Origin of the sequence: Thioclava electrotropha, from assembly GCF_002085925.2 — a bacterium.
GTDB classification, from domain to species: Bacteria; Pseudomonadota; Alphaproteobacteria; order Rhodobacterales; family Rhodobacteraceae; genus Thioclava; species Thioclava electrotropha.
Window position 1 is genome coordinate 344,574 of the sequence record NZ_CP053562.1, and the last position, 26,922, is coordinate 371,495.

The 26,922-nt window shown below is 64.5% G+C and carries 24 protein-coding genes and 1 pseudogene; 12 read left to right on the forward strand and 13 right to left on the reverse strand.

All coding sequences use genetic code 11. The features are described 5' to 3' along the window. Positions 1–106: 106 nt before the first annotated feature. The gene (locus AKL02_RS01715) at positions 107–1,327 is read left to right on the forward strand and encodes an acyl-CoA dehydrogenase (RefSeq protein WP_083079086.1); all 1,221 of its coding nucleotides are present in this window, start codon (positions 107–109) and stop codon (positions 1,325–1,327) included. Beyond that, positions 1,327–2,441, forward strand: a pseudogene (locus tag AKL02_RS01720) (CaiB/BaiF CoA transferase family protein). Before AKL02_RS01715 ends, AKL02_RS01720 begins: the two are co-directional and overlap by 1 nt. A gap of 161 nt (positions 2,442–2,602) precedes the next feature. Here the strand turns inward: AKL02_RS01720 and AKL02_RS01725 are convergent. The 9 genes from AKL02_RS01725 to AKL02_RS01765 all read right to left on the reverse strand — a co-directional run bounded on the left by AKL02_RS01725 (position 2,603) and on the right by AKL02_RS01765 (position 14,572). Beyond that, positions 2,603–3,208: a DUF1007 family protein gene (locus AKL02_RS01725; RefSeq protein WP_165757023.1), complete on the reverse strand. Its 606-nt coding sequence runs from the start codon at positions 3,206–3,208 to the stop codon at positions 2,603–2,605. Then, positions 3,205–4,005: a hypothetical protein gene (locus AKL02_RS01730; RefSeq protein ID WP_165757022.1), complete on the reverse strand. Its 801-nt coding sequence runs from the start codon at positions 4,003–4,005 to the stop codon at positions 3,205–3,207. Before AKL02_RS01730 ends, AKL02_RS01725 begins: the two co-directional genes overlap by 4 nt. Then, positions 3,995–4,642, reverse strand: a complete 648-nt coding sequence (locus AKL02_RS01735; protein WP_083079083.1) for a HupE/UreJ family protein — start codon at positions 4,640–4,642, stop codon at positions 3,995–3,997. Before AKL02_RS01735 ends, AKL02_RS01730 begins: the two co-directional genes overlap by 11 nt. A gap of 118 nt (positions 4,643–4,760) precedes the next feature. After that, the gene (gene feoB / locus AKL02_RS01740; protein ID WP_083079082.1) at positions 4,761–6,668 is read right to left on the reverse strand and encodes a ferrous iron transporter B; all 1,908 of its coding nucleotides are present in this window, start codon (positions 6,666–6,668) and stop codon (positions 4,761–4,763) included. Continuing rightward, positions 6,665–6,952, reverse strand: a complete 288-nt coding sequence (locus AKL02_RS01745; RefSeq protein WP_078522079.1) for a FeoA family protein — start codon at positions 6,950–6,952, stop codon at positions 6,665–6,667. The genes feoB and AKL02_RS01745 overlap by 4 nt, the downstream gene beginning before the upstream one ends. Positions 6,953–7,196: 244 nt before the next feature. After that, positions 7,197–8,549, reverse strand: coding sequence for an HlyD family type I secretion periplasmic adaptor subunit (locus tag AKL02_RS01750; protein ID WP_078571596.1), 1,353 nt, complete (start codon positions 8,547–8,549; stop codon positions 7,197–7,199). Continuing rightward, positions 8,546–10,624, reverse strand: coding sequence for a type I secretion system permease/ATPase (locus tag AKL02_RS01755; RefSeq protein WP_108722422.1), 2,079 nt, complete (start codon positions 10,622–10,624; stop codon positions 8,546–8,548). Before AKL02_RS01755 ends, AKL02_RS01750 begins: the two co-directional genes overlap by 4 nt. Before the next feature lie 36 nt (positions 10,625–10,660). Beyond that, positions 10,661–12,955, reverse strand: coding sequence for a hypothetical protein (locus tag AKL02_RS01760; RefSeq protein WP_083079081.1), 2,295 nt, complete (start codon positions 12,953–12,955; stop codon positions 10,661–10,663). A gap of 174 nt (positions 12,956–13,129) precedes the next feature. After that, on the reverse strand, positions 13,130–14,572 hold the full coding sequence (locus AKL02_RS01765) for a hypothetical protein (RefSeq protein ID WP_108722421.1): 1,443 nt from the start codon (positions 14,570–14,572) through the stop codon (positions 13,130–13,132). 752 nt (positions 14,573–15,324) lie between these two features. Here AKL02_RS01765 and AKL02_RS21035 point away from each other — a divergent pair. Together AKL02_RS21035 and AKL02_RS01775 are read left to right on the forward strand one after the other, a co-directional pair. Further along, the gene (locus tag AKL02_RS21035; protein WP_232621690.1) at positions 15,325–15,966 is read left to right on the forward strand and encodes a helix-turn-helix transcriptional regulator; all 642 of its coding nucleotides are present in this window, start codon (positions 15,325–15,327) and stop codon (positions 15,964–15,966) included. Further along, positions 15,959–16,483, forward strand: a complete 525-nt coding sequence (locus AKL02_RS01775; RefSeq protein WP_232621691.1) for a hypothetical protein — start codon at positions 15,959–15,961, stop codon at positions 16,481–16,483. Before AKL02_RS21035 ends, AKL02_RS01775 begins: the two co-directional genes overlap by 8 nt. A 39-nt stretch (positions 16,484–16,522) precedes the next feature. On the opposite strand, the gene AKL02_RS01780 is transcribed toward AKL02_RS01775, so the two are convergent. The 3 genes from AKL02_RS01780 to AKL02_RS01790 form a co-directional block, all read right to left on the reverse strand. Next, on the reverse strand, positions 16,523–16,909 hold the full coding sequence (locus tag AKL02_RS01780; protein WP_133051988.1) for a response regulator: 387 nt from the start codon (positions 16,907–16,909) through the stop codon (positions 16,523–16,525). An 8-nt stretch (positions 16,910–16,917) separates the two neighbouring features. Further along, complete coding sequence (locus AKL02_RS01785; RefSeq protein ID WP_083079079.1) at positions 16,918–18,798, reverse strand: GAF domain-containing protein; 1,881 nt, start codon at positions 18,796–18,798, stop codon at positions 16,918–16,920. Between the two features lie 287 nt (positions 18,799–19,085). Further along, positions 19,086–20,150, reverse strand: coding sequence for a YeeE/YedE family protein (locus tag AKL02_RS01790; RefSeq protein WP_083079078.1), 1,065 nt, complete (start codon positions 20,148–20,150; stop codon positions 19,086–19,088). A 123-nt stretch (positions 20,151–20,273) separates the two neighbouring features. Here AKL02_RS01790 and AKL02_RS01795 point away from each other — a divergent pair, with 123 nt between their 5' ends. The 4 genes from AKL02_RS01795 (at position 20,274) to AKL02_RS01810 (ending at position 23,608) form a co-directional block, all read left to right on the forward strand. After that, on the forward strand, positions 20,274–21,506 hold the full coding sequence (locus tag AKL02_RS01795) for an MFS transporter (RefSeq protein WP_083079077.1): 1,233 nt from the start codon (positions 20,274–20,276) through the stop codon (positions 21,504–21,506). Positions 21,507–21,574: 68 nt separating this feature from the next. Next, a complete protein-coding gene (gene msrA / locus AKL02_RS01800) occupies positions 21,575–22,219 on the forward strand; it encodes a peptide-methionine (S)-S-oxide reductase MsrA (protein ID WP_083079076.1) in 645 nt (214 codons plus the stop codon). Positions 22,220–22,298: 79 nt separating this feature from the next. After that, the gene (locus AKL02_RS01805; protein WP_083079075.1) at positions 22,299–23,168 is read left to right on the forward strand and encodes a 50S ribosomal protein L11 methyltransferase; all 870 of its coding nucleotides are present in this window, start codon (positions 22,299–22,301) and stop codon (positions 23,166–23,168) included. 92 nt (positions 23,169–23,260) lie between these two features. Continuing rightward, positions 23,261–23,608 carry a hypothetical protein gene (locus tag AKL02_RS01810; RefSeq protein ID WP_078540338.1) on the forward strand — a complete coding sequence of 116 codons (348 nt, stop codon included), beginning with the start codon at positions 23,261–23,263 and terminating at the stop codon, positions 23,606–23,608. A gap of 78 nt (positions 23,609–23,686) precedes the next feature. Here the strand turns inward: AKL02_RS01810 and AKL02_RS01815 are convergent, their stop codons facing one another. Continuing rightward, a complete protein-coding gene (locus AKL02_RS01815; protein ID WP_078522067.1) occupies positions 23,687–23,872 on the reverse strand; it encodes a DUF1127 domain-containing protein in 186 nt (61 codons plus the stop codon). Positions 23,873–24,088: 216 nt separating this feature from the next. Here AKL02_RS01815 and ruvC point away from each other — a divergent pair, with 216 nt between their 5' ends. The 4 genes from ruvC to AKL02_RS01835 all read left to right on the forward strand — a co-directional run bounded on the left by ruvC (position 24,089) and on the right by AKL02_RS01835 (position 26,807). Then, on the forward strand, positions 24,089–24,622 hold the full coding sequence (gene ruvC / locus AKL02_RS01820; RefSeq protein WP_083079074.1) for a crossover junction endodeoxyribonuclease RuvC: 534 nt from the start codon (positions 24,089–24,091) through the stop codon (positions 24,620–24,622). Further along, complete coding sequence (gene ruvA / locus AKL02_RS01825; RefSeq protein WP_078522065.1) at positions 24,619–25,287, forward strand: Holliday junction branch migration protein RuvA; 669 nt, start codon at positions 24,619–24,621, stop codon at positions 25,285–25,287. Before ruvC ends, ruvA begins: the two co-directional genes overlap by 4 nt. An 85-nt stretch (positions 25,288–25,372) precedes the next feature. Further along, positions 25,373–26,407, forward strand: a complete 1,035-nt coding sequence (ruvB, locus tag AKL02_RS01830) for a Holliday junction branch migration DNA helicase RuvB (protein ID WP_078522132.1) — start codon at positions 25,373–25,375, stop codon at positions 26,405–26,407. After that, the gene (locus tag AKL02_RS01835; RefSeq protein ID WP_083079073.1) at positions 26,400–26,807 is read left to right on the forward strand and encodes a group III truncated hemoglobin; all 408 of its coding nucleotides are present in this window, start codon (positions 26,400–26,402) and stop codon (positions 26,805–26,807) included. Before ruvB ends, AKL02_RS01835 begins: the two co-directional genes overlap by 8 nt. Positions 26,808–26,922 lie beyond the last annotated feature (115 nt).

Here is a 26,922-nt window from a genome sequence, read left to right on the forward strand (position 1 = left end):
CTGGATCATGCGCAAAACTCATCATCTTCGCAAATTTAATCGTTTGCGCCGCGCGCCCCGATGCCTAGAGTCCGACGCAACCAAAGATAGCCTCCGAGGAGCCGCCATGACCGACCGCCCCACGCTCAAAGCCAAGGATGCCCCCGATCTGGGCAAGTTCACCTGGGACGACGCGCTGCGTCTGGAAACCCAGCTGAGCGAAGACGAGCGGATGCTGCGCGATGCGGCCCGCGCCTATGCGCAGGACAAGCTGCAGCCTCGCGTGATCGAGGCCTTCGAGAATGAGACCACGGACCCTTCGATCTTCCGCGAGATGGGCGAGATGGGGCTCTTGGGTGCGACCATCCCCGAGGAATATGGCGGGATCGGCGCGGGCTATGTGTCCTACGGTCTGATCGCGCGCGAGATCGAGCGGGTCGATAGCGGTTACCGCTCGATGATGTCGGTGCAATCCAGCCTCGTGATGTATCCGATCTACGCCTATGGCTCGGAGGAGCAGCGACAGAAATACCTGCCGAAGCTGGCCTCGGGCGAGTGGATCGGCTGTTTCGGCCTGACCGAACCCGATGCGGGCTCGGACCCGGCGGGAATGAAGACCCGCGCCGAGAAGACCGACGGCGGCTACCGCCTCACCGGCTCGAAAATGTGGATCACCAACTCGCCGATCGCGGATGTCTTCGTCGTCTGGGCGAAGTCCGAGGCCCATGGCGGCAAGATCCGCGGCTTCGTGCTGGAGAAGGGCATGAAGGGGCTGAGCGCGCCGAAGGTCGGCCAGAAACTGTCGCTCCGCGCTTCGATCACCGGTGAGATCGTCATGGACGGCGTCGAGGTTGGCGAAGACGCGCTGCTGCCGCATGTCGAGGGGCTGAAAGGTCCGTTCGGCTGCCTCAACCGCGCACGCTACGGTATCGCCTGGGGCGTGATGGGCTCGGCCGAGTTCTGCTGGCACGCCGCGCGCCAATACGGGCTCGACCGCAAGCAGTTCAACAAGCCGCTGGCGCAGACGCAGCTGTTCCAGAAGAAGCTCGCCGATATGCAGACCGAGATCACGCTGGGCCTGCAAGCCGCGCTGCAGGTGGGCCGCCTGATGGACGAGGCCGACGCCGCGCCCGAGATGATCTCGCTCATCAAGCGCAACAATTGCGGGAAGGCGCTGGATATCGCGCGGATGTCCCGCGACATGCATGGTGGCAACGGGATCTCGGGCGAGTTTCAGGTGATCCGCCACATGGTCAACCTCGAGACGGTGAACACCTACGAGGGCACCCATGACGTCCACGCGCTGATCCTGGGACGTGCGCAGACGGGCCTGCAGGCCTTCTTCTAATGGCCCCGCTCGAAGGTGTGAAAGTCGTCGAGCTGGCGCGCATTCTGGCCGGTCCCTGGGCCGGTCAGGTGCTGGCCGATCTCGGCGCCGAGGTGATCAAGGTCGAAGCGCCCGAGGGCGACGATACGCGTCGCTGGGGCCCTCCCTTCATCGCCCGCGAAGGCGATGGGCCGGAGGGGCGCTCTGCCGCCTATTTCCACGCAACCAATCGTGGGAAGATTTCGGTCGTGGCCGATTTTCGCACCGAGGAGGGCCAGAAGATCGTGCGCGATCTGGTCAAGGACGCCGATGTGGTGATCGAGAACTTCAAGCTCGGCGGGCTCAAGAAATACGGGCTCGATTACGAGAGCCTTTCGGCGATCAATCCGCGTCTCGTCTATTGCTCTATCACCGGTTTCGGGCAGGATGGCCCTTATGCCAGCCGCGCGGGCTATGACTTCCTGATCCAGGGCATGGCGGGCTGGATGGACCTGACCGGCGACCCGCAAGGCCAGCCGCAAAAGGTGGGCGTCGCCTTCGCGGACATCTTCACCGGGCTTTACGCGGTGATCGGCATTCAGGCGGCGCTGGCCGCGCGGGCGCGCACCGGGCGCGGGCAGTTGGTCGATATGGCGCTTCTGGATTGCGCGGTGGGCGTGCTCGCCAATCAGGGGATGAACTTCCTCGCGACCGGCAATGCGCCGCATCGCTTGGTAATGCCCATCCCAACATCGCGCCTTACGAGGTGGTCAGCGCCAAGGATGGCGACCTGATCCTCGCGGTCGGCAATGACGGGCAGTTCAAGCGGCTGTGCGAGGTGCTGGGCCTCGATCTTGCGACCAATCCAGACTTCGCCACGAACGAAGCCCGCGTGGCCAATCGCGCGGCAATGCGCGAAACGCTCCTGCCTACGCTCGCGCAATGGCCGCGCGCTGATCTGCTCGCGGCGCTCGAGAAGGCGACCGTCCCCGCGGGCCCGATCAACTCCGTCGATCAGGTCTTCGCCGACCCGCAGGTTGAGGCGCGGGGGATGCGGATCGAGGCCGAGGGCATCCCCGGCATCCGCACGCCGATCCGCTTCTCGGACACGCCGCTTGCCGATCCGAAACCGGCCCCGAAGCTAAAGGCCGACTAGCCTCTTCCTCTTGGCGGAAATATCCCGGGGGGTGAGGCGGGATCAGCGGCCTTCCAGTGGAAGGACGCCCCGCCGAACGCCCGAAGCGCAAGCGAAGGGCCGTCAGCGCGGGGGCAGCGCCCCCTCCCAACTTCAGTTTTGCACGCCAGCGCGCGCGGGCGTCACCCGTTACAAGCCAGCGTCAGAGCGATCGGGATATTGTCCGGCCCGCCATGCACATCCGGTTGATTGACCGACACGTTCGGCACGCAGGTCGCGCCGTCGGCCAGCCCCCGGATCACCACCGGGTCGGATTTCACCGGCACCAGTCCGGTCAGGTTCTCGGGGTCATACATCTCGATGCGCAGATCGTTCGGGTTCTCGGCCTGGGGCAGGGCGAGCGCGAAGGCCATCGTGACGGCCCCATCCTTCACCGTCGCCTGAAAACCGTAGATTTGCGGGTCGGGCAGTTGCTCGGCCCCTTTCCAGAACCGGGTGTAGAAGAACGAGCCTTCCGAATTCTGCTTCGCCGCATCTTGCAGCGGCGCAAGCTCGTCTCCGGTGAAGGCTCCGTCGCCATTTTTGTCGAAGGTCTGGATCAGCCAGTCGGAAACGGTCGGATCGAAAGTCCAGCTTTCGCCGATATGGGTGACGTTCCCGCTCTCCATGCCGACGAGCAGGCGGATCAGGATTTCGTCTTCCGGGTGCGCTGCGGCCAATCCCGGCGCGAGCCCGATCAGGGCGGTGAGGGCAAAAGCGGCGCGGCGCAGGGCGGCAAGGCGGATCATGGCTGGAAATCCGGTTTCTTGCTGCCCGGCGGGGTGGCGGGCGGTGGCGCGCCGAAGCTGGGGAAAGCGTCGGCCTCGGGCACGGCGGCATCCGCGGCGGGCGCGTTCTCGGAGGCATCGGTCGAGGGATCGGCATTCTTTGGTTTCAGCTTGCCGCCCATCAGCGCGACCCCGCCATAAAGCAGCCCGATGGCGATCAGCCAGCTGCCGACGATCCGACCCGCGATCTCGAACCAGTGCGCCTGCCAGCTGCGCAGCACCAGATAGACCGCACCGATCAGCCAGACGCCCAGCCCAACCCCAGCCAGGAAGACCCACGGTTTGCCGCCATAGCTCGGATCGGACAGCTTCACCGAGAGCGCATACATCACCCCCAGAACAAAGCCCGCAGGCACGATCAGCGCGGGCCGCGACCACCGCCCCAGCGCGAGCGTCGCGCCAATGGCGATGGCCGAGATCGGCATGGTCAGGAAGTGATGTGTGATCGCGCCGGGGAGTTGTTGCAACGCGGCCATCAGCTCGATGCGGAAGGTGAAGCCGAGCGCGATCCCGATGGCCCAAAGGAGCGCCGCAATCAGCGCCGCGCGCCGCCCGACCAAGGCCAGCGCGATCCCGAAGCCAAACAGAGGGAACAGCCGCTCGATCGCGACCGCGTCGCGTATCAGCCATGCGCCGGTCTCGCCGCGGTCCGCGGGCGGGACCACCGCCAGCACGATCAGGGCCGTCAGCCCGGCCAGCACCCAGAGGTGACGCAGCCAGCCGAGGCCGGAACGGTTATGCGATAAATCAATGGCCAAAGAGGCTTAGCCCACCTTGCAGGAACCCGAGCTGAGATTGCAGGTAACCTAGCGCCAATGCAAGGAAGCCGAGCCCGACCACTGCGATGATCGCACCCAGCCCGCGCGAGAGTTGCCCGCCCCGGATCGGCTCGAGGATGAGACCAACGCCGACGCCGATCACGTGGATCATCCCGGTCGCCAGGACGAAGCCGATCGCAAAATCGGCCGGGTCGGCGGCCAGCGGCAGTTCCGCGCCATGCGCATAGCCGTGATAGAGCGCGAAGACCGAGATGATCGCCAGCGCGACCCATTCGTAGGGTTTCCACCCGGCGGCGATGGCGAGGCCAAGCACCACGATCGACAGCGCGATCCCGATCTCGATCCCCGGCAGCGGCAGGCCGAGAATGCCGATCACGCCGCCCACGACCATGATCAGCGGGAAGGTCATCGGCAATTGCCAGACCTGTCGCCCGCCCATCTGCGCGCCCCAAAGACCCACGGCGAACATCGCGAGGAAATGGTCATATCCCGAGAGCGGATGCTCGAACCCCGCGGTGAACCCGCCCGAGCCGGTCGCGGTGATATGGGCGGCGGCCACCTGCGGCAGCATCAGGGCGACGAGGCCCGCGAGGGCGGCAAGGCGGCGATGGATCATGCGATGGTTCTCTGTCCCGTGATTGTTGGGCGGCATCTTCCGGATCGGGAGGCGAAACTCAAGGCGGCAAATGGCTCACCGTGTCTCACCATCGATTGAAGGGGCCGGGCGCGCGCGCTCAGCCCGCGCCGAGCAGCGCGGAAATCTGATAGGTCGCGAAGGCCGCGAGATAGGCCAGCGCGAACATGTAGACCACGGCGACCCACATCCATTTCGCCGAACCTGCCTCGCGCCGGATCACCGCCAGCGTGGAGATGCATTGCGGCGCGAAGATATACCATGCGAGCAGCGCCAGCGCGGTGCCGAGGCTCCATTGATCGGAGAGCGTGTGGATCAGCCCGTTCTCGCCGCCTACCGCGTAGACCGTCGCGAGCCCGGCTACGGCGACTTCGCGCGCGGCCATGCCCGGCACCAGCGCCACCGCGATATGCCAGTCGAAGCCTAGCGGATGCAGGATCGGGGCGACGAAATGGCCGATGATCGCGGCGAAGGAGTAGTTGATTGCGGGCTCCGTCGCGCCTTCTGGGGCCATCGGGAAAGTCGACAGGAACCAGATCACGACCATCGCCCAGAAGATCACCGTGCCCGCGCGGCGCAGGAAGACCCGCGCACGCTGGTAAAGCCCTAGCGCGATATTGCGCAGGATCGGCGTTTTGTAGTCGGGCAGGTCGAGCATCAGCGGGGCCGACCGCTCTTCGCGTGCGAAAAGGTAGCGCGCGACGAAAGCCACCGCGAGGACCGAGAAGACGCCCGCCGCATAAAGGCCGAACATCACCAGTCCTTGCAGGCTCAGCCCGCCGAGAACCTTGGTGTTCGGGATGAAGGCCGCGATGATCAGCGTATAGACCGGAATGCGCGCCGAGCAGGTCATCAGCGGCGCCACGAGGATCGTCGTCAGCCGGTCGCGTTTGTTGTCGATCACCCGCGCCGCCATGATCCCGGGGATCGCGCAGGCGAAGCTCGACAGAAGCGGGATGAAGGCGCGCCCGTTCAGCCCCGCGCGGCCCATGATCCGGTCCATCAGGAAGGCGGCTCGCGCCATGTAGCCGAAATCTTCCAGCAGCAGGATGAAGAGGAAGGTGAACAGGATCTGCGGCAGGAAAATGATGACCGAGCCGATGCCCGCGATCAGCCCGTCCGCGATGAAGCTCTGGATCAGCCCGTCCGGCAGTAGCTGCGTCACCGCCGCACCAACGGAGGTAAACGCCCAGTCGATCGCGTCCATGAACGGCGCGGCCCAGGAAAAGACCGCCTGAAACATCACGAAGAGGATCGCGAGCAGGATGATCGGCCCGGCGATCGGGTGCAGCACGACGCGGTCGATCTTGGCAGAGGCCGTGTCCGGCTCTGGCGGCTGGATCACGTGGGTCTTCACCAGCCGTTCGGCCTCGCGCATCGAGACCCGCATGTCATGGGTGCTCGGCACGGCCCAGCTTGACTGTTGCGGTGCGTCGAGACCGGCTTCCAGCATCGGGTCCACGGCGGACCACAGCTCGTCCAGCCCGCCACGGCGCACGGCGGTGGCCGGGATCACCGGGATGCCAAGTTCTTCGCTCAGCGCGACATGGTCGATCTGCAAGCCGCGATGGCGCGCGATATCGATCATGTTGAGGATCATCACGATCGGCAGGCCGATCTTCTTCAGCTCCGAAACCAGACGCAGCGCGCCGCGCAGGTTGGTCGCGTCGCCCACCGCGAGGATCATGTCGGGGACACGCTCGCCCGGGCGCTGGCCCAGCAGCACGTCGCGGGTCACTTCCTCATCGGGGGAGCGGGCGCGCAAGGAATGGGTGCCGGGCAGGTCGATCAGTGCGAACTTGCGCCCCGCAGGCGTGGTGGCCACGCCGACTTTGCGCTCCACGGTCACGCCGGAATAATTGCCGACCTTCTGCGTCGCGCCGGTCATCGCGTTGAACAGCGCCGTCTTGCCGCAATTGGGCGCACCGACAAGCGCCGCCTCGATCGGCTGGGCGTCGGGGTCGGTCTGGGCTGCTTTGGGCTGGTTTATGGCAGGTGCCGACGTCATTCCGCGAGGATGGCCATCGCCTCGGCACGCCGCAGAGCGACGGTGGTGTCGTTCACGCGCACCGCGATCGGATCGCGCCCGAACGGACCTTCGTGAAGGATGTGGACCGAAGCGCCCTCGATGAAGCCAAGCTCCAGCAGGCGCAGTTCCAACTCGTCCGCGTCATAGCCGTCATTCCCGGCGAGCGGGCAGACCGATACCAGAGTGCCCCGGAACCCACGACGGCACTGGCCAAGCGGCAGCGCGCATTTGCAGGTTTCGTTCTCGATAGGGCTGGCCTTCATGAGGGCACCTCCGTGATGGGTCGCGAGTTGGTCTTCGCTTCCTACAGATTGGAGATAGTCTGGAAATTGATCTCTGACAAATGAAGTCTGGTATTTTCCCGCCTTCGTGATCGATTATTTTAGTCAGGAATTTAGAAGGACTCTAAATTATTAGATAAGTGTCTGAAATCGTTTAGGTGACTAAGAAAAGCGCCGCCCCCTTGGGAGCGACGCCTTCAGGCCGGTTTTCCGCCGGATCGACCCCTCAATGCTCGCGGAAAGCGCGGTTCATCGAATCCACCACCGGTTTCGCGATGTATTGGGCGAAGGTTCGCGACGCGGTCTGGATCATCACTTCGACCGGCATCCCGGGCATCGGCGCGAAGCCCGGCACGCGGCGCAACTCCGAGGCGGGCAGGCGGATGCGCGCGATATAGACCTCGCGCGGATGTTCGCCCGAGCGTTCCACGATCGCGTCGGCGGAGATGTAATAGACCTCCCCGATCAGGATCGGCGTCGTACGCTGGTTGAGCGCCGACAGCCGCACCGAGGCCTCCTGTCCGACCTTGATCGCGTCGATATCGGTCCGTGCGATCATCGTCTCGATGATCAGCGGCGCTTCCGAGGGCAAGATCTCGGCGATCACCTTGCCCGCTTCGATCACGCCGCCCGCGCCGGAATAGTTCAGCCGCACCACGGTGCCCGACACGGGGCTGTCGATCACGACGCGCTTCAGGATGGAGGTCGCCTTGCGCTCTTGTTCGCGCACGGAATCCAGCTCCGCTTGCACGGTCTCCAGCTCGTCGAGCGCGGCCTGCTTGTGGGTTTCGATCGTCTGCGTGGTCTGCGCCTGATATTTCGCGCGCATCTCCTCGCTCTCGCCGATCTCCGCCTTGAGGCGTCCGATCTGCCCCTCCGCATCGGCCAGAGCACGCAGCAGGGCGTTCAATTCGGTCCGCCGGATCAGACCGCTCTCGTAGAGTTTCGCCTTGCTCTCATGGTCCTGGGCCAGCAGGTCGCGCTGGGCCTCCGTGGCGGTCAGCTGCGCGCGATAGCCTTCCGCGCGGCTTTCCATGGCGGCGATATTGCGGGCCAGAAGGTCCAGCTCGCTCTGCACTTTCGCCCTCGTCACCTCGAAGGCGAGGCGCTGCGAGTCCATCATCGCGGCGATCTCCGCATCGCGCCGGGCCTCCTGAAGCCATTCCGGGAAGACCAATTCGCGCCAGCCGTCATATTCGGCCTGAATACGAGCCTCCATCGAGGTCAGTCGCGCACGGCGCAGAAACAGCGCGCGTTCATTGGCCAGAGCCGAGGTCTCGTCGAGGCGCAGGAGCGGTTGCCCCGCCGTGACGAAATCGCCCTCGGAGACGTTGATCTCCTTGATGATCCCGCCTTCGAGGTGCTGGATCATCTTGTTGCGGCCCGTGGCCACGAACGAACCGGGCGCCATCACGGCCGCCGCGAGCGGTGCGCTGAAGGCCCAGACACCGAAGCCTCCGAAGGCCATCGCGAAGATCGTCAGGCCGACGATGACGAGCGTCTTGATGTTGCGCGGGACCTCGGTCGACCAGTCGCGGGTCTCGGCAGATTGAATCGGGTTGGTCAGAAGGAGTGTCATGCCGGCGCTCCTTGCATGGGTGCGTTGGCGGTGGTGGTGGGTTGGGCCGCTGCGCGCTGTTGCTGGACCTGTTGAGTCTTGGCCTGCTTGCGTCGCTCCAGTTCCGCCAGCATCTGATCGCGCCAGCCGAACATCGCTATATTGCCGTCATTGAGTAGCATGATCTTGTCGACCGCGCTGAGCAGCGAGGGTTTCTGCGTGACCACGACCACCGTGATCCCGTTCGCCTTCGCATGGCCGAGCGCGCGCACGAGAGCCGCATCGCCTTGGGTGTCGAGGTTCGAGTTCGGCTCGTCCAGCACCACGAATTTCGGATCGCCGAAGAAGGCGCGGGCCAGACCGATCCGCTGTTTCTGCCCGCCCGAGAGCGGCGAGCCGTCGGAGGCCACGACCGTCTCGTAACCCTGCGGCAGCGAGGCGATCATCTCATGCACATCGGCGAGCGCGGCGGCGCGGTGGATCGCGGCGTCGCTCGCATCCTCGCGCATCCGGGCGATGTTCTGCTTGATCGTGCCCGGGAAGAGCTGCACGTCCTGCGGCAGGTAGCCGATGCATTCCCCGAATTGCCGCGGGTCCCAGTTGCGGATGTCCATCAGATCCAGCCGCACAGCGCCCGAGGTCGGCAGGACCGATCCCACCAGCATCTTGCCGAGCGTCGTCTTGCCCGCGCCCGAATTGCCGATGATCGCCAGCTGATCGCCCGGCGCGAGCGAGAAGGTCAGCGCGTTCAGCACGACATGTTTGGTGCCCTGCGGGACATAGAGAAGACGCTCGATATCGAGCCGCCCCTCGACCTTGGGCAGGCGCAGCTTGTCGTTACGGGTCTTGGCCGAGGCCAGAAGCTGACCGACCCGGTCATAGGCGCCGCGTGCAAGCAGGAACGAGTTCCAGCCCTCGATCGCACCTTCGATCGGCGCGAGCGCGCGGCCCGCCACGATCGAGGCGGCGATCACCATGCCGCCGGTGATCTGCCCGTCGAGCGCGAGATAGGCGCCCCAGCCGAGCATCCCGATCTGGGTGAACAGGCGGAACATCCGCGAGGCGGAGGCGGTGAAGACGTTGCGGTCCTGCGCCTCGGTCTGCGCGCGCAGCGAGGCGGCGGTATCACGGCCCCAGATCGATACGGCCTCCGGGATCATCGCCATCGCGTTGATGATCTGGCTGTTGCGCGACATCGACTCGAGATGAAGGTTCGCCTTGGTCTGCGCGATATTGGCGCGGCGGAAGCCCTCCGAGGTTATCTTCTGGTTGATCCAGGCGAAGACCATCAGGATCAGCGCGGTGATGACCACGATCGTGCCGAGATGCGGGTGGATCAGGAAGACCGCGAGCACGAAAATCGGTGTGAAGGGCACGTCAAGAAAGGACAGAAGCGTGCCAGATACGAGGAAGCTCCGCAGCGCGTTGAGATCGCCCAGAACCTGATATTCGCGCCCGTTGGAATGCAGCGAGGCTTGCGCCGCCGCCGATAGAACCGGCGCGCCCAGACGGGCAGCCACATCCACCGCCGAGCGCATCAGCACCAGCCGTCGCACTGCGTCGAGCAGCGTCTGCACCACGATCGCCCCGACGATCACGATGGTCAGCATCACGAGCGTATCGGTCGAGCGCGAGGTGAAGACCCGGTCGGAAATCTGGAACAGGTAGATCGGCACCGCGAGGATAAGGATGTTCGTGGCGCAGGTCATCAGAGCGACGAAGGCGATGTTCGCGCGCAGGCGCTTCTTCATGTCATGCAGCGTGCGGGTGAAATCCACCGGACCGAGGCGCTTGTGAAAGGTTGGAGTGGAGGGTGGCGCCGGTGGGGAGCCGGAGGCATTTTGCGCGGGGACACGACCCGCCTCCTTTTGGGTGTCAGCACCACCCTCCGTCCGGGCGGCGACTGTTTCGACAGTCCCCTCCGCGCCGGTCTCTTCGGCTTGCGTCTCCGCCTCGGGACCATCTCCCGTGGTGGCTTCCGCCTGCCGTTTGTCTGTCGGATCGACCTCTGGCCGGTCCTCGTTCTGAGCCATCGCGTCATGACCATCTTGGCGGTGCGCCTGCCCCCCGGCGGCGTCGTCAGTCCTGTCTTTCATCGAAGTTCCCCTAGTATGTGTAGTTCCGCGCCCCCGTCAGGCCAGAACCGTGTGCAATGCATCGAGCGACCCGCTTCCCCCGTGGGAGCCCGGATGCACCTGGAATTCCTCATCGTCGTAATTCGGCGTGTTCTCGATCATCCCGTCCGCGAGGAAGGCGACCGCCTCCGAGGCGAGCGCCCCTTCGCTGGAACTCGTCGGACCCAGAGGATCACCGCTGCCGTCATCCATCATGCCCGCCTGCCAGATCACCGCGTCGGAATAGACGCCATCGGCGGCCATGATCGTGCTGTCGACACCCGCGACGGTCAGCGACGCGACATTGCCAAGCGTGTTGCCGCCAGCCTCGACGCCGAACTCGCCCGGCCCGTCGATCGAAATCAGGTCGGCGTCATCGAGTATGTTGATCTGGGTGAAGTTGTCCCGGATGACGAGGTCGCCCTCGATATAGAGCACCCGCAGCGCCATCTGGCCGCCGAGAAGCTCATCGCCCAGAAGCCCTTCGACCGCCTCGAAGGCCGCGCCCGGAGGCATCGAATGGTCTTCGCCCGCGTTCGGACCGAGGCCGCCGTAAATCTTGGCAAGCTGATCGAGGACGCTCTGATATTGCGCGTCCATCTCCATGTACTGGTCGATGCCCACCTTGGTCAGATGCGCCTCGTTCCACAGCAGGTTATCCTCGCTCGACACATGGCCCGCGCCGCCATGCCCGACGCCGCCAGATCCGCTCATCACCAGATCGTCGTCGAGCAGCACGTTGATCTGCTCGAGCTGCGCGATCTCGTACATGTTGCCGCCGATCATGATCAGATCGAACTGCGAACCGATTTCCAGCAACAGCTGCAAGTTGACGGTCGAGTTGTCGCCCATCACGATCTCGGCGGAATAGGAGCCGAATTCGAAGCTCACCAGATCCCCGTCGGAGACCGCGTTCACCTGAGTCGTATGGTTATCGATGATCAGGTCGCCGCGAATTGCCGTCATTGCGATCAGGCTGCTGCCAGCAGGCATGACGAGATTGAGGAAGTTCGCGGGATTGGCCTCTTGGGTGTAGACCGCGACGTTGTGAGCCTGCGAGGCGAGCGGGTCATAGCCCCCCGCGTTTCCGAGGCCGTTCCCGCCAGCGCTGTTTCCGGTGCCGTGATGGCCCAGTCCGAGCTTCATATCCACGTCGCGCAGCACGTTGACCTGCGAGATCACCGAGAGCGAGGTCATCGACCCGCCCACTGCGATGACCGGCGCATCGAGCCAGTCATGCACCGCCTGCGACTGGTTCAGCAGAAGGTTGTTGCCGGTGCTCAGGCTCTGCACGATTTCCAGCGCCAAGCCAGCCGGATCAACGGGCATGTCGGGGCTTTGGACCAGCCCGGCGGCCCCGTCTTCGCCGCCGATCCCGTCGATCTCGACCTCGACCACACCTTCGCCAAACGGTGCGTCCTCGTCCTCAGACGGATCGCGCGCTTCCAGCCGCAGCGTCAGCGTCTCGGGCATCTCGTCCATGAGCTGTCCGTCGAACACCACTTGGCCGGAGAAGGCGGGCGGAAGGGGGGAGGAGGCTTCCGCTTCACCGCCTTCGAGGCTTTCGTTTTCCAACTCGGTCATGGTTTCAGGATCGGAAGCGCCCGCTCCTGCGTCGTCTTCCGCATCGGTGTCGGAGGGCGCGGCGAAGATCGTCTCGCTACGGAACATCGCGGCCGTTGCGCCGCCGGGTACGGCCTCGGGATCGAGCGCGTCGATCTGAGCCATCAGCGTCTCTGTCTGCGCTTCGATGGTCGTGCCCACAGGCGCGGTGCTCACCGTCAGCGCATCGGCATAATCGGCCAGCGCCATCAGCTTCGACGCGGAGGCCTCCGGGCCGTATTCGTCCATCAGCTCCGCCGGCATCATGAAGGGCTTGTCGTAGAGCACGTCATGATCGTTCAGCGTGTTGATCTGCGAGGTGATATGGAGCACCGAGGAGGGCGGTGCCATTCCGAGGAACACCTGAAACGGCACCGGAACTGGCGGAAAATCATAGGGCGGGATCGCGAACTGGCCGGGCGGCAAGCCGGGAGGTGCGATGTCGCGCAACTGGTAATCGTCGACGAAGGGCAGCCAGGGCGCGCCGGGCGGCGGCGCCAGTGGCAGTCTCAGCTGCAGTGCCGGATCGAAATCTCCGAGCAGGTAATTGGAATCGACGTTGACGGTGACGGAGAGCAGAACCCCCGGTGCAGGCGTGGAGGCCTGCAGCGCGCGGAAAGCGTCGTATTCCTGTCGGGCGACATAGGTCTCGGTCGTCTGATTGAAGGCACCGATGAAATGGGCGATGATTTCGGTCTGCCGGTCAAGCATCTTACTTCCCCCCTTCATGACGCTGGAGACCCGCGCTTGGATGCGGGTCGTCAGACTGTCGGTTCATCGCATCCGGCGGGCGAATGCCGCCGAGGTCAGGTCCGGGCGTGATGCGATGTGAAACGCCGGGAACGAGATGCGGCGCGCCTCCGGGGAGGCGCGCCGCGCAGGAGCTTATGCCCCGGTGGTGTCGTCGTCGCCGATATAGGTCGAGGACAGCGAGCCACCGACCACGGTGGTATCCACGGCGTTGCCGAGGATGTTGGCACCCATCACGATCGACTGGTTGAACGCGGTGGTGTCGATGGCCGCGCTCGCATCGGCGTAGGACTGGCCGGTGACGATACCATCATCGCCATTGCCCGAACCCCAGTTGCCGAGACTGCCGCCATTGCCGCCGCCGCCTGCGGTGACGTCGCCACCGCCGTTACCGCCGCCAGCATAGCCGCCCGTCGCCCAGGAACCGCCGCCCGAGGCGTGCGAACCGGTCGAGGACCAGCCGTAGCCGTCGCCGCCAGCACCGCCGTTGCCGCCTTCACCGGCGCCGAGGCCCATACCATGGCCGACGCCCATCGAGCCTGCGGTCGCGCCGCCGAACTCCATCGCACCGGCATCGCCGCCCGTCGCCAGTTCCGGCGAAATGATCGGAAGGATGTCCAGGCTACCCGTGTCGCCGCCGCCAGCGATCGCACCGGCGCCGCCGTCTTGCGCTGCGGCACCCGAGGCGCCCACACCCAGCCCGACGCCGAGACCGAAGCCTGCGCCGCCGTCACCGCCGTCATCGCCTTCACCCTCGGTGTCCGAGGCCGCGATCGACACGCCGCCGCCCGACAGGGCGATACCGCCACCGGCAAGTGCAGCGCCACCGGTCGAGCCGACATCTTCGGCACCGTCGCCGCCTTCGGAGGCCGCGTCGATCCCGTCATCCGCCTCTGCCGAATTGTCCTTGATCGTAGCGTCGACCGCGAAACTCGAGTGGTTGGAAACGCTCGGATTGCTCAGCGTGTCGTTGTCGTTCAGGCTGTTCGACTGAGCATTGATGAGCATGTTGTCGTTACCCGCGCCGTTGAGCACGTCGGTAAAGTTCATGTCATCGCCGGGATCATAGGCGTAGTTCATGTTGCCATCGGCCATCAGAACATCGCCGATGCTCGACGAGCCGCTCAGATCGAAATCGGCAAAGTCGTCATCGGACGGCTCGTAGCCGTCGAGGTTCAGACCGACCTGAACATCGACCGCAGTCAGGTTGGCGTTGAGGTTCGCATTGGCGTTGAGGTTGCCATTGCCGTTCATGTTCGTGTTGTCGCTGGAGCTATGAGCGCCAGCCCCTGCATGCGAACCGCTATGCGAGCCGGAATCGCTGTTCGAGCCGGAGCCCGCAAGCGCACCGGCACCGGCACCCGACATTGCGCCCGAACCCGCAAGGCTGCCAGCGCCCGAACCCGACATCGAGCCGGAGTCGCTGCTGTTCTCGGTGGTCGAGTGCTGATACTGGCCCTGACCCTGGCCCTGACCCTGCATTTCGGCCTGCGCCTGGCCCTGAGCTTCGGTCTGGCCCTGATTTTGACCCTGCACCTGGATGCTCGGATCGAACCAGTTATGCTTAAAGCTTCCCATTTTCTTACTCCCAGTTGATCGGTCCGGGATCCGTCACTCTATCTAAAACGGATATGGTCGGACCTTCGTGATTAAGGGCTTTCGCCCCGGTGAATGTCCGCTTCCCCAACCGCTCGGCACCCCGATCCCGATCCCCGAATCGAGCGATTCGCAGGTGGGTCACCCTTTCCGGGCGGAGTGTGGAAACAGACGAGTCACAGCCCCCAGCTGCGACACCAACATCCTGCGCCCCGTGATCCTGAGGACCTAGCTAGCAAATGGGTCTAGCCGGTCGGGGCATCTTATTAACCGTCTGAAACGCATCCATTTTCCAAATTTCCGCGCGCAGGCACCTGCGGAATCCCGGAGGATCGCGGTGATTTTCACAAAGCCGTTGCAAATGCAGAAATTGGGACAAGGTCTAGTGGCGAAGCTAATGCGCGCTACCACTGGCGCGCGCCAGTAAGTGCCGCAGCGCAGAAATCCCACCACTCGCCCGCCGATTCGAGTAAGATTACGTTACGTAAGAGAATCCTTACCATCGGGTAAACACTTCGGGTAACGCTGATCTCACTGGTCCGTGATATGGTTGATGCGGGCGGTATGACGTGGGGTTAACCGTCCGCATATTGAGTTCAGGGTAGGAGGAGGGGGCCGCCATGAATGCGTTGTATAAGAGTGAACCCGCGGGGAAACGTGTAATGCCGTCTTGCCGCAAACAGGATGCTGCGATCTGTTTTCTGGGCGCGTCGCAGATTTTTTCCGATACCGTAATGAGAACCGTCGATGCCGAGGTGGCACCGGCGACATGTCTGCGTCTGGATGATTTCGAAACGTTGCTCGAGGCGTTGCGGTCCGACGGTTGGATCGAGGATCACGGTGCGCTGTGTTCGTTGATCGTGGATGAGGATCACGCCGATGGTCTTGTCGCGCTGGCCGAACGCCGTGAGCCGCTTCTGTCGCGTGTGAAGCTGATCGTCGCGATTGAAGACGAGGCCTATGCGCAGGAACTGATGACGCGCCATAGCGCTGCGGTTCTGTCCCATCACATCAGTCTGCTGCCGATGAACGTCAATCTGACGACGTGGCTCTTGATCCTGCGGATGATCGTCTCGGGGGGGCACTACATCCCGCCCGCGCTTCTGCGCTGCCGTCCGGCAGATCCACCGATCTCGGCGCTGAACGGATCGGCTGCAGCCAACGCGTCGCACGCGATCGACGTATCGGGGCTGACGCCGCGCGAAACCGAGGTGCTCGAGATGCTCGCCTCGGGGCAGCCGAACAAGATCATCGCGGGGCAGCTGAACCTGTCCGAACATACGGTGAAGCTGCATATCCACCGCATCATCGGGAAGCTCGGCGTCACCAACCGCACCGAGGCGGCGATCTGGTATCACCGAAACCGAAGTGCCTAAGGACCCGCCCACGCCGACGGAGATGCGCCCGCCGGATTTCGATCAGTTCCTGATGCAGATCGGGCGCATCAACTACGCGTGGACCAATACCGAGAGCCTGCTGATCCATCTGATTGCGGGGCTCGCCGGGACCGACAAGGGCGTCGCGACGATTATCCATTTGACGCTGAACACGACGCGGGCGCGGCTCGATCTGGTGGATCGGCTGGCCAAGCGCGACGACTGCCCCTGCGCGCCGAAGGCCTGCGAACGGGTGCTGGCGGTGTCCGCGCGGATGAAGAAGGTCTCGGGGCTGCGTAATCACTTCAACCACTGCCTCTACGCCTTCGACGAGGGCGGCGGGCCAGTGCGCGCAATCCAGATGCGGATCGCGGATCGCAAGACCAGTCTGAGGATTGGAGAGGAAAGCGTTCTGGACCGCGCGACGCTTGCCGAGTTGGAAGCCGCGCTTGCCGAAATGCAGGCGATCAATGCCGAGATCTGGGCGATCGCCAAGGACTATGGAATGCCGCTGTAAAGCGGGCAGGGGGCGGCTGCAGATACGCCACGCCGAAGCTCAGTTGCGCATCTGGCGTCCCAGCGCCTCGGCCAGTTCCCACGGGTTCGTCGGCTTCGAGAAGACGGGGATTTCCGGCATGATCGATTGCAAGGCGAGCGGCAGCGGCTCGGCCGTGTTCACCACCAAGGGCACTTCGCGTTTCCACAGCTCAACGATCAGGGCTTCTGCCGATCCGTCGAGCAGGTTCATGTCGAGGATCGCGCCATCGACGTTCATCGAGCTATCGGACAGCGCGGCACGCGCGCGCGCCAAGGTCGCGAAGGGCCCGGCAACCTGACCGCCCGCCTCCTCGACCGAGAAGGCGATGTCGTAGGCAATGAATAATTCGTCTTCGACCACGAGGACATTGCTGCCCTCGAGGCAAGTCATACTGCTCTGTAACATGGGCTACACTACCCTTTTATCAGGTCCATTGGCACGGTCATGCGAGCTTGGAACCCGTCGGGAACCCATTCGGTTCCATAGGTTCCCCGCAATTGGCCCTGAATGGTCAGGTCGATGAGCTTGGATCCGAAGCCGCTGTTGCTCGGCTGCACCAGTTCTTCGGGATAGCCGCTTTCTCGCCAGTCGAGTTCGAGCTGCCCGGACGTGTCGCGCCAGCTCAGTTCCAGAAGCCCCGCATCATGCGAAAGCGCCCCGTATTTCACGGCGTTAGTCGCAAGTTCGTGGATCACCAGCGCGAGATTGGTCGAGCCCGCATGGTTCAGCGCGATATCGGGACCGTCGAGGATCAGGCGCGGATCGTCGAGATTGGTGTAAGGCGAAAGCACGCCCAGCAACAATTCGCGCAACTCGACCATGCCGCGGAAATCGCGCTCGGGCGTGGCGGTCGGATTGATCAGCTCATGGGCGCGGGCCAGCGCACCGATCCGCTCGCGCAGGCCCCGCGCCATTTCCTCCGGCGTCTTCGCATGGCGCGCGGTCATACCGACCAGCCCCGACATCATCGCGAAGGCGTTCTTGACCCGGTGGTTGAGCTCGCGCGTCAGCGTGTCGCGCGCTTTCGCGATCTGCCGCTCCTCGGTCACGTCGCGGAGATAGGCGAGGATCGCGCCGTGCTCGGGGTAAAGGCGTGCCTCCAGAATGCGGCCGTCTCGCCCGTCCTGATCGGTGACCGTCGGGACACCTGTGCGGCGGGCCTCTGCCAGAGCTTTTTCGAAACTGCTTCCGATCAGATGGGGCGCGGTCTCCCAGAGCGACCGCCCGACCGCCTGTGCTTCCGCCTCGGCTCCGACCGCGTCGCGGATGCGGGCGCGCATGACCGAATTGGCGAACCGGATTTTGTCTTCGCTATCGAGTTCGACAATCGCGTCGAAGGTGATTTCGTGAAAATGCGCGAGCCGCCGGTCGACTTCGGCCGCATGTTCGCGCGCCGCGTTCAGATCGGAAATGTCGAGCGCGGTGGCCACGGCCACGGGCGGCTCGCTTTCGACCCGCTGCGCCGAGACCAGCAGATTGCGTTCCGGCCCGTCATGGCGCACGCAGCGCAATTCCATATGGCTGATCGTCTCTTCGTTGCGCGCCGCGCGTACGATCGGAAACTCGCTCAGGCTGAGCTTGCGCCCTTCTGGTGTGTAAGCGTCGAAGGCGAGCTGCTTGGTCACGTCGCCGTCCGTCACGCCGAACATCTCGATCGCGGTGGCATTCAGATCGATAAGCCGACCGGTGCCCAGCTCGGCCACACCGACGCCGATCGGCATCTGGTCGAGAACGGCGCGGAACCGGTTTTCCTCACGATGGGCGACGTTGATCTGGCGCCGAAGACGGATTTCCGCCTCGACCCCGGCGGCGATGTCGGACAGCGCCTCGTATTCTTCCTCGGTCCACTGCCGCGCTTCCCGGTCGATCAGGCAGAACGCCCCCAGCGGCTGCCCGTCGACCGTGCGCAGCGGCACCCCGAGATAGGCGGTCACACCCAGATCGCGCACGGCACCATTGTCGCGCAGCACCGTGTCCTCGCGCGCATCGGGCACGTTCAGCGGCGCATCGGATTCGACGACATAGCGGCAGAAGGAATGGCTGAGCGGCGTCTCCGAGGGGGCAGGGGCGTCCAGCCCGGTTTGCGCCACGAAGACCTGCCGGTTATCATCAACCATGGAAACCAACGAGACAGGCACTCCGGTCACACGGGTGGCGAGCCGTGTCGCGCGCTCGAAGATTTCCGCAGGCGCACTCTCCAAAAGACCGGTCTCGCGCAACGCCCGAAGGCGCGCCGGATCGGCGAGTCTGGACCGTTCTTCACCGGTCAGCGGAGGGGGCATAGAGGTATTCATGCGCAGGCTCTCATAATTCCACCTATGCCCCGAAGAAACCCATTTCGCCCAGTGTCATATGACACGGTTGCGATCACGATTTCCGCCAAACACGATTTTCTTCAGCGTTTTTCGTGATGCGGTTGCGGTGTCGACGAATCGCAGAGCCAAGAGGTCGCGATCACCCGCATTCCGAAGGCGTCTTATGCTGAATTCGTAACGCGTCCTAATGGGTGACGTTAGGTAAGGATTCGCGCAGGTTTCAGCGAACCGGCAGGAACTGGCCTAGGCGCGCGACGAAGGCCCGTTCAGCAAGCGGTGGCGGGCGTCATCGTGCGCTGGTCGAGCAGGAAGTCGGTCACCATCGCGCCGATCCACATGCAGAACAGCGCCAGCCACGCGGTGCCTGCCAGAACGGAGGTGCCCGTCACGCCGTTGCCGATGGCGCAGCCGCCGGCGAGCATCGCGCCGAAGCCCATGAAGATCGCCCCGATCATCGAGCGCCGCATCACCGGCATCGAGTCGAAGCCCTGCCAGGCGAACTGGCGCGAGAAGAGCGAGCTCAGGAAAGCGCCCAGAACCACGCCGGGCACGAGGCCCACGTCGAATTCCAGCACCGAATTACGGTCGAGGAAGAACATCAGCGTATTGGCAGAGGGGCCCGAGAAGGTGACGGAGTTCACCGGCACCGGGTCGAAGGCGACCTGGCTCAGCATGAAGGTCAGCACCCAGCCCACCGCGACGGCGAAACCGACGCCGGAGGCGAAGATCCACGTCTTCACGCCGATCTCGTTGCGCTTGGCCAGATACATGCCCGCGATGGCGAAGACGATGCCGACGGCCAGCCCGGTCCAGTTGGGCAGGTGAAGTGCGTCGAGAATATTCACGTTCTGCGCGCCGGTGATCCAGAGGCTCGCCAGCCGGTCACGCAGGGGCGCAAGGATGCCCTTGAGGCTCATCGTGGCGGTCACCGCGAAGATCAGCCCTGAGACGACCGAGCGCAGGTTGCCCGTCGCCGCCAGCACGAGAAGCCGTCCCGAACAGCCGCGCGACAGCACCATGCCGACACCGAAGATCAGCCCGCCGATGATCGCGCCCGACCACGAGCCGGGCACCGACATCATCCGGCTGTCGCCCTGCCGGAACAGGTCCAGAAGCTGCGCGCCCTGCACCCAGACAAGCGCGGTCGAAAAGGTCAGAAACCACACCGCAACCTTGCCGCCCAGCTTGCCGCGGGCGAATTCCACCGTGGCAGCCCGCAGGCAGAAGTTGGATTTCTGCGCGGCGACGCCGAAGATTAGCCCGGTGATCACCCCGAAAAGCGCCGCCGTGGGGCCTTCGCCGATCCGCTCGATGAGTGCGATGATGTCCATGATACGATCTCCCGTTCGCGCACGGGTTCTGCCAGAAACCGCAGAAACGCACATTGATCTGAGTCAGGTTGCACCTTTTGCAGACTTGCCGCAGGCGCTGCCGTCGCGTCTAAGGAAGGCATGATGAAGTTCCGATACGTCCCTCTCGACGAGGCCCACGAGCTGCCGCGCTGGCGCAGACCCGAGGCGCTGCTCTACGTCATGGCCACCGCCATGCCGATCTCCTTCGCCACCTGGTCGGCGCTGCTGAATAACTTCGTCATCGACGTGGTGAATTTCGACGGCGTCGATATCGGCTGGCTGCAGAGCTTTCGCGAAGTGCCGGGCTTCCTCGCGATCGGGGTGATCGTCGTGCTCTGGGTGATGCGCGAGCAGACGCTGGCGATCCTGTCGCTGCTGCTTCTCGGTGGGGCGACAGCGGTGACCGCACTTTTCCCCAGCTTTGCCGGGCTGATCATCGTGACGCTCCTGTCCTCGATCGGGTTTCACTATTTCCAGACGGTGAACCAGTCGCTGCAATTGCAGTGGATCGACAAGGCCAAGGCACCGCAGACCTTGGGCAAGATCGTGGCCATCGGCTCGGGTGCCTCGCTCGCGGCCTATGCGGTGCTGGTGCTGACATGGAAGACGTTCAACCTCAGCTACGAATTCGTTTACGCCACCGCCGGGATCGCGACGATGGTGATGATGGCGGCCGCGGCGCTGATCTATCCGCAGTTCCACACGCGCGAGCCGCAATCGAAGAAGTTCGTGCTGCGTCGTCGCTATTGGCTCTATTACGCGATCACCTTCATGGCGGGCGCGCGGCGGCAGATTTTCGTGGTCTTCGCCGCCTTCATGATGGTCGAGCGCTTCGGGCTGCGCGTGGATGAGATCACCGCACTCTTCCTGATCAACTTCGCGGTCAACATGGCCGCCGCGCCTGCAATGGGCCGCTTCGTGCATCGCTTCGGCGAGCGCCGGGCGCTGATCTTCGAATATGTCGGGCTGACGCTGCTGTTCCTCGCCTATGGCGGTATCTACTGGTTCGGCTGGGGCATCTGGCTGGCCTGCGCGCTCTATGTGGTCGATCACCTGCTGTTTGCGCTGGCCTTCGCGCAGAAGACTTATTTCCAGAAGATCTGCGACCCTGAGGATATCGCACCCACCGCCGCCGTCGCCTTCACGATCAACCATATCGCGGCTGTCTTCCTGCCAGTGACGCTGGGCTATCTGTGGATGGTCTCGCCCGGCGCGGTTTTCGGGCTGGCGGCCTCGATGGCGGTGATCTCGCTGGGGCTCGCGCTGCTGGTGCCGCGTCACCCTTCGAAAGGCTACGAGACGGTGCTGCAAGGCCTCGGTCCGGTTCCGGCGTGATGCCTGCTTGAACTGGAAATTCCGCCGCTCCGCGCCTATCTGAGAGGGGCGCGAAAGGGAGATTTACCATGCTGTTCGGAAAACCCGCCACCATTCCCACCAAGGCCGAAGCCCTGCCGGGCCGCGCCGAAGCGATGCCTCTGGCAGAGCCGCATTTCCTCTGGGGCCGCGACCTGCGCTCGCCCGTGCCCGAGGGCATGGAAGAGGCGATGTTCGGCATGGGCTGCTTCTGGGGAGTCGAGCGCATGTTCTGGAACACCGACGGCGTCTGGCTGACCATGGTCGGCTATGCGGGCGGTCCCACCCCCAACCCGACCTATCGCGAGGTCTGCACCGGCATGACTGGCCACAACGAGGTCGTTCGCGTCGTCTACGACCCCGCCAAGGTCAGCTACGAAGACCTGCTGCGCGTCTTCTGGGAGGAGCACGACCCGACCCAAGGGATGCGTCAGGGCAATGACCGCGGCACGCAGTATCGTTCGGGCATCTACACCTACACGGATGCGCAGAAAGAGGCGGCCGAAGCCTCGCGCGACGCCTATGCCGAGCGCCTGCAGGCGGCGGGCTATGGCACGATCACCACCGAGATCATCGACGCGCCGCCCTTCTACTATGCCGAGGATTATCACCAGCAATATCTGGAGAAGAACCCCGGCGGCTATTGCGGCATCGGCGGCACCGGCGTGACCTGCCCGATCGGGCTGAACGCGTGATCTGATGCGTATGCGCGCCGCTTGACGGCTCGCGCCCGCGGCCCTAAGCCCGGGCGCAACCATCCCGAGGAGCGCGCCCATGACCACCTTCACCGCCTTTACCACGCTGGCCGATCGCGAGGCCGCCGAGGCGCTGTCCGAACGTCTCGAAGAGCTCGATCCCGGCCCCTATGGCACCGGCGTGTTCGAGATCGAGGACGGGTCGGGCCGCTACGAGGTCTCGGGCTATTTCCTCGATGCCCCCGACGATGTGGCGCTGGACCTGCTGGCGATCTCGCACGGGGCGCAGCCCTTCGTCGTCTCGGAAATCCCCGAGACCGATTGGGTCGCCCATGTGCGGCGCGAACTGGCCCCGGTGCGCGCGGGCCGCTTCTTCCTCTATGGCAGCCATGACGAGGACAAGATCCCGGCGGATACGATCGCGCTGCGGATCGATGCGGCGATGGCCTTCGGGACGGGCCATCACGGCACCACCTCGGGTTGCCTGACCGCGCTCGACGATCTGGCGAAGGAGGGTCACACCTTCCACAACGTCGCCGATATCGGCTGTGGCACCGCCGTTCTGGCGATGGCGGCGGCGAAGCTCTGGCCCGAGCCGGTTCTGGCCTCCGATATCGATCCGGTCGCGGTGGAGACGGCGGCGGCGAATGTCGCGGTGAACGATCTTGAGGGCCGCGTGATCTGCATCGAGGCCGCGGGCTTCGGCGATCCGCGCCTGAAAGAGGCCGCCCCCTTCGATCTGATCTTCGCCAATATCCTCAAAGGCCCGCTCGTCGCGCTCGCCCCCGAAATGGGTCGCAACTGCGCCGAATCGGGCTTCGTCATCCTCAGCGGAATCCTCAATGAACAGGCCGATGAAGTCGTCGCCGCCTATCAGGCGCAGGGCTTTGTTTCCCATTCGCGTAAGGAATTCGGCGAATGGACAACATTGGCCATGCAGCGCGCCTAATCCGCCACAAATCCGCTCTGATTGCCGTAAGGATTGCTTTACCCTGACCTGAGAAATTGCCTTTGGGGGCATCGCAGTTAACGGGGTTTGCCATGCGCGATCCACAAATAGAGTCTTTTGAAAAGCGCCTGCATCGGATCGACCAGATCCATCAAGCAGGCGGTGCATTCGAGGCGTCCGGTGCATTGGGGCGCAGCTATTTCGATTCCATGCGCCCGAAATCGCGCCGCAGTATTCCGCTGCGCGGTGTGGCGCTGATCTTTGCCGGTATTCTGCTGGTGAAGGGCGCGATGCTCGCGCAGGTGGGCCAGGAGAGCTACGAGGCGCGCGTCGCAAGCCTCGCGGGTGGGTCGCAATTTGAACGGGTGGGGGCCTGGATCATGCATGCCGACCCGATCACCCGTAAGATCGCCGGGCTGCTCGCACCGTATATCGGCTGAGCACCGAAGCCATTACGCCATAAAGAAAGGGCTGCGCCGTTGCCGGGGCAGCCCTTTTCGCATGACCTGTCGGTTGCGTTAGCGCAGGCGCGCCACGTCGAGCCGGGTCAGGCCGATATCGTCCAGCGCGCGGTCGCTGAGCTTCATCAGAGCCTTACGGGTGACGCGTGCGTCGTTCCAGTCGTGCAGGGCGGCGATCAGCGAGGTAAAGACGCTCGGTCGGGCGCTGCGGCTCATGCGGGTGTTGATATCCATCGAAGCCATGGGGAGGATCCTTCAGTTCACAAACTGCTCAAGTTTCGGGCATTACATCTTCTGAAGCGCAGATAAGACTGGCAGGGTGCGAAAACAATCTCAGTTTTGGCAGCCCCGCCATGCAGGAATCGCATGTGATATGAAGCCGGTTTTTGTATCCGCTCTGGTCGATGTTCCCTTTTCGTGCTAGTTCTTGCGAAACAACACGAGAACGAGGCAGGGCAAATGCGGGTGATCGGGATCGATCCGGGGTTACGCAATCTCGGATGGGGCGTGATCGAGATGGACGGATCGCGACTCAGACACGTCGCGAACGGGATTCTCCACTCCGAAGGTAAGGATTTGGCAAAGCGCCTGCTGGTGCTGCACGAAGGGCTGAGCGCGGTCATCGCGACCCACATGCCTGAAGCGGCCGCGGTGGAGCAGACCTTCGTCAACAAGGACGCGGTGGCGACGCTGAAACTTGGGCAGGCGCGCGGCATTGCGCTTCTGGCTCCGGCGCAGGCCGGGCTCGAGGTCGGCGAATACGCTCCGAACGCAATCAAGAAAACGGTCGTCGGTGTCGGCCATGCCGACAAGACGCAGGTGCAGCATATGGTGCGCCATCAACTGCCCGGCGTGCAGTTCGAAGGCGCCGATGCCGCCGATGCGCTCGCCATTGCGATCTGCCACGCATTCCACCTGCAATCGGCCTCTCGCCTGAACGCGGCGCAACTCTCCCGCGATGCCTTGGGCACAACCCAGCGGAGGCGCGCATGATCGGTCGCATCGCAGGGGTCATCATCCACCGCGCGCTCGACCACGTCATGATCGACGTGCGCGGCGTGGGCTATGTCGTCCATGTCAGCCAGCGCACCGCGCAATCGCTGCCGCCCGTGGGCGAGGCCTGCGCGCTCTATACCGACCTGCTGGTGCGCGAGGATCTGCTGCAGCTTTTCGGCTTCCCGACGCTGCTGGAGAAGGAATGGCACCGGCTGCTGACCTCGGTGCAGGGGATCGGCGCGAAAGCCTCGCTCGCGATCCTCGGCACGCTCGGCGCGGAGGGGCTGGGCCGCGCGATCGCGCTGGGCGACTGGTCGGCGGTGAAATCCGCCCCCGGCGTCGGCCCGAAGCTTGCCCAACGCGTCGTGCTGGAACTGAAGGAGAAAGCTCCGACCGTCATGGCGATGGGGGCGGAGTTCACCGTCGATGCCACCCCCGAGGTGATCGAGGACGCGCCCGCCAAGAAGCCCGCGAAGAAAGCAGCCCCGGCCGCGACGCCGAAGGTGAACTTCACCGCCGAGGCGATCTCCGCGCTCACCAATCTCGGCTATGCGCCCTCGGACGCGGCCGGTGCCGTGGCGCAGGCCAATGACGACCCGGAGGTCACCGACACGGCGAAGTTGATCCGCGCCGCCCTGCGACTTCTTGCCCCGAAGGATTGACCTCTTCCTCTTGGGATAAATATCCCGGGGTGCGGGGCAGAGCCCCGCTTGCTCCCCTCCGCCAAAGGCGCGACAGTAAATGACGATGAGCGAACCTGATCCTACCCTGCGGCCCGACCGCCTGCCCGAAGACGCCGACCGCGCCCTGCGACCACAGGCGCTGGAGGAATTTACGGGCCAGGCCGAAGCCCGCGCCAATCTGCGCGTCTTCATCGAGAGCGCCAAGATGCGCAGCCAGGCGATGGATCACACGCTGTTCCACGGCCCGCCCGGTCTGGGCAAGACGACGCTGGCGCAGATCATGGCGCGAGAGCTGGGCGTGAATTTCAAGATGACCTCGGGACCGGTGCTGGCCAAGGCGGGCGATCTCGCCGCGATCCTGACCAATCTCGAAGCGCGCGACGTGCTTTTCATCGATGAAATCCACCGGATGAACCCGGCGGTGGAGGAAGTGCTCTACCCCGCGATGGAGGATTTCGAGCTCGATCTGGTGATCGGCGAGGGGCCTGCCGCGCGCACTGTGCGGATCGAGTTGCAGCCCTTCACGCTGGTCGGCGCGACCACGCGGCTCGGCCTGCTGACGACGCCGCTGCGCGACCGCTTCGGCATCCCGACGCGGCTGCAATTCTACACCGAGGACGAGCTGGATCTGATCGTGACACGCGGGTCGCGGCTTTTGGGTATCCCGTCCGACCCCGCGGGCACCCGCGAGATCGCCAAGCGCGCGCGTGGCACCCCGCGCATCGCGGGACGTCTGCTGCGCCGCGTCGTCGATTTCGCGCTGGTCGAGGGAGACGGGCGGCTGACCCGCGAGATCGCTGACCGCGCGCTGACGCGGCTCGGCGTCGACAATCTCGGACTCGACGGGGCGGACCGGCGCTACATGATGCTGATGGCCGACCATTACGGCGGTGGCCCGGTGGGGGTGGAGACGCTCTCGGCCGCGCTCTCGGAAAGCCGCGACGCGATCGAGGAAGTCATCGAACCCTACCTGCTGCAACAGGGCCTGATCAGCCGCACCCCGCGCGGGCGGATGCTGGGCGCGCGGGCGTGGCGGCATCTCGGGCTGGAAGCGCCGAAACCCGCCACCCCGCAGACGGACCTCTTTGGCGATGGCTGACCCCTTGGCACGTTTCGAGATCACTGAGGCGGAGATCGACCGCGTCGTCGCGCGCTTCTACGAGCGCGTGCGCGAGCATTCGATGCTCGGTCCGGTCTTTGCGGTGCACGTCACCGACTGGCCCACCCATGAGGACAAGGTCGCGCGGTTCTGGAAGAACGCGATCCTGCGCAAGCCGGGCTATGACGGCTCGCCCATGCAGGTCCACCGCGCGGCAGGCAATGTGCGCCCGGGCATGTTTTCGACCTGGCTTGCGGAGTTCGACAAGGTGCTGAGCGCGGAACTGTCACCGGAACAGGCGGCGGGTTGGTCGGCACTGGCACATCGGATCGGGATGAGCCTGCGGCAAGGCGTGGTCGAACGCGAGACCTTCGCGGGCGGTATTCCGAAGCTGAAATGACCCGCGCGCGTAGGCGCGCAAAACTAGAGGTGGAGGGGCGCTGCCCCCGCTCTGACGGCCCTTCGCTTGCGCTTCGGGCGTTCGGCGGGGCGTCCTTCCACTGGAAGGCCGCTAG

What these genes read in the sequence shown, in the direction of transcription:
- AKL02_RS01715 (WP_083079086.1), top strand. Translation starts at nt 107, where the DNA reads ATGACCGACCGCCCCACGCTCAAAGCCAAGGATGCCCCCGATCTGGGC.
- AKL02_RS01725 (WP_165757023.1), bottom strand. Translation starts at nt 3,208, where the DNA reads ATGATCCGCCTTGCCGCCCTGCGCCGCGCCGCTTTTGCCCTCACCGCC.
- AKL02_RS01735 (WP_083079083.1), bottom strand. Translation starts at nt 4,642, where the DNA reads ATGATCCATCGCCGCCTTGCCGCCCTCGCGGGCCTCGTCGCCCTGATG.
- feoB (WP_083079082.1), bottom strand. Translation starts at nt 6,668, where the DNA reads ATGACGTCGGCACCTGCCATAAACCAGCCCAAAGCAGCCCAGACCGAC.
- AKL02_RS01745 (WP_078522079.1), bottom strand. Translation starts at nt 6,952, where the DNA reads ATGAAGGCCAGCCCTATCGAGAACGAAACCTGCAAATGCGCGCTGCCG.
- AKL02_RS01750 (WP_078571596.1), bottom strand. Translation starts at nt 8,549, where the DNA reads ATGACACTCCTTCTGACCAACCCGATTCAATCTGCCGAGACCCGCGAC.
- AKL02_RS01755 (WP_108722422.1), bottom strand. Translation starts at nt 10,624, where the DNA reads ATGAAAGACAGGACTGACGACGCCGCCGGGGGGCAGGCGCACCGCCAA.
- AKL02_RS01760 (WP_083079081.1), bottom strand. Translation starts at nt 12,955, where the DNA reads ATGCTTGACCGGCAGACCGAAATCATCGCCCATTTCATCGGTGCCTTC.
- AKL02_RS01765 (WP_108722421.1), bottom strand. Translation starts at nt 14,572, where the DNA reads ATGGGAAGCTTTAAGCATAACTGGTTCGATCCGAGCATCCAGGTGCAG.
- AKL02_RS21035 (WP_232621690.1), top strand. Translation starts at nt 15,325, where the DNA reads ATGAGAACCGTCGATGCCGAGGTGGCACCGGCGACATGTCTGCGTCTG.
- AKL02_RS01780 (WP_133051988.1), bottom strand. Translation starts at nt 16,909, where the DNA reads ATGTTACAGAGCAGTATGACTTGCCTCGAGGGCAGCAATGTCCTCGTG.
- AKL02_RS01785 (WP_083079079.1), bottom strand. Translation starts at nt 18,798, where the DNA reads ATGAATACCTCTATGCCCCCTCCGCTGACCGGTGAAGAACGGTCCAGA.
- AKL02_RS01790 (WP_083079078.1), bottom strand. Translation starts at nt 20,150, where the DNA reads ATGGACATCATCGCACTCATCGAGCGGATCGGCGAAGGCCCCACGGCG.
- AKL02_RS01795 (WP_083079077.1), top strand. Translation starts at nt 20,274, where the DNA reads ATGAAGTTCCGATACGTCCCTCTCGACGAGGCCCACGAGCTGCCGCGC.
- msrA (WP_083079076.1), top strand. Translation starts at nt 21,575, where the DNA reads ATGCTGTTCGGAAAACCCGCCACCATTCCCACCAAGGCCGAAGCCCTG.
- AKL02_RS01805 (WP_083079075.1), top strand. Translation starts at nt 22,299, where the DNA reads ATGACCACCTTCACCGCCTTTACCACGCTGGCCGATCGCGAGGCCGCC.
- AKL02_RS01810 (WP_078540338.1), top strand. Translation starts at nt 23,261, where the DNA reads ATGCGCGATCCACAAATAGAGTCTTTTGAAAAGCGCCTGCATCGGATC.
- AKL02_RS01815 (WP_078522067.1), bottom strand. Translation starts at nt 23,872, where the DNA reads ATGGCTTCGATGGATATCAACACCCGCATGAGCCGCAGCGCCCGACCG.
- ruvC (WP_083079074.1), top strand. Translation starts at nt 24,089, where the DNA reads ATGCGGGTGATCGGGATCGATCCGGGGTTACGCAATCTCGGATGGGGC.
- ruvA (WP_078522065.1), top strand. Translation starts at nt 24,619, where the DNA reads ATGATCGGTCGCATCGCAGGGGTCATCATCCACCGCGCGCTCGACCAC.
- ruvB (WP_078522132.1), top strand. Translation starts at nt 25,373, where the DNA reads ATGAGCGAACCTGATCCTACCCTGCGGCCCGACCGCCTGCCCGAAGAC.
- AKL02_RS01835 (WP_083079073.1), top strand. Translation starts at nt 26,400, where the DNA reads ATGGCTGACCCCTTGGCACGTTTCGAGATCACTGAGGCGGAGATCGAC.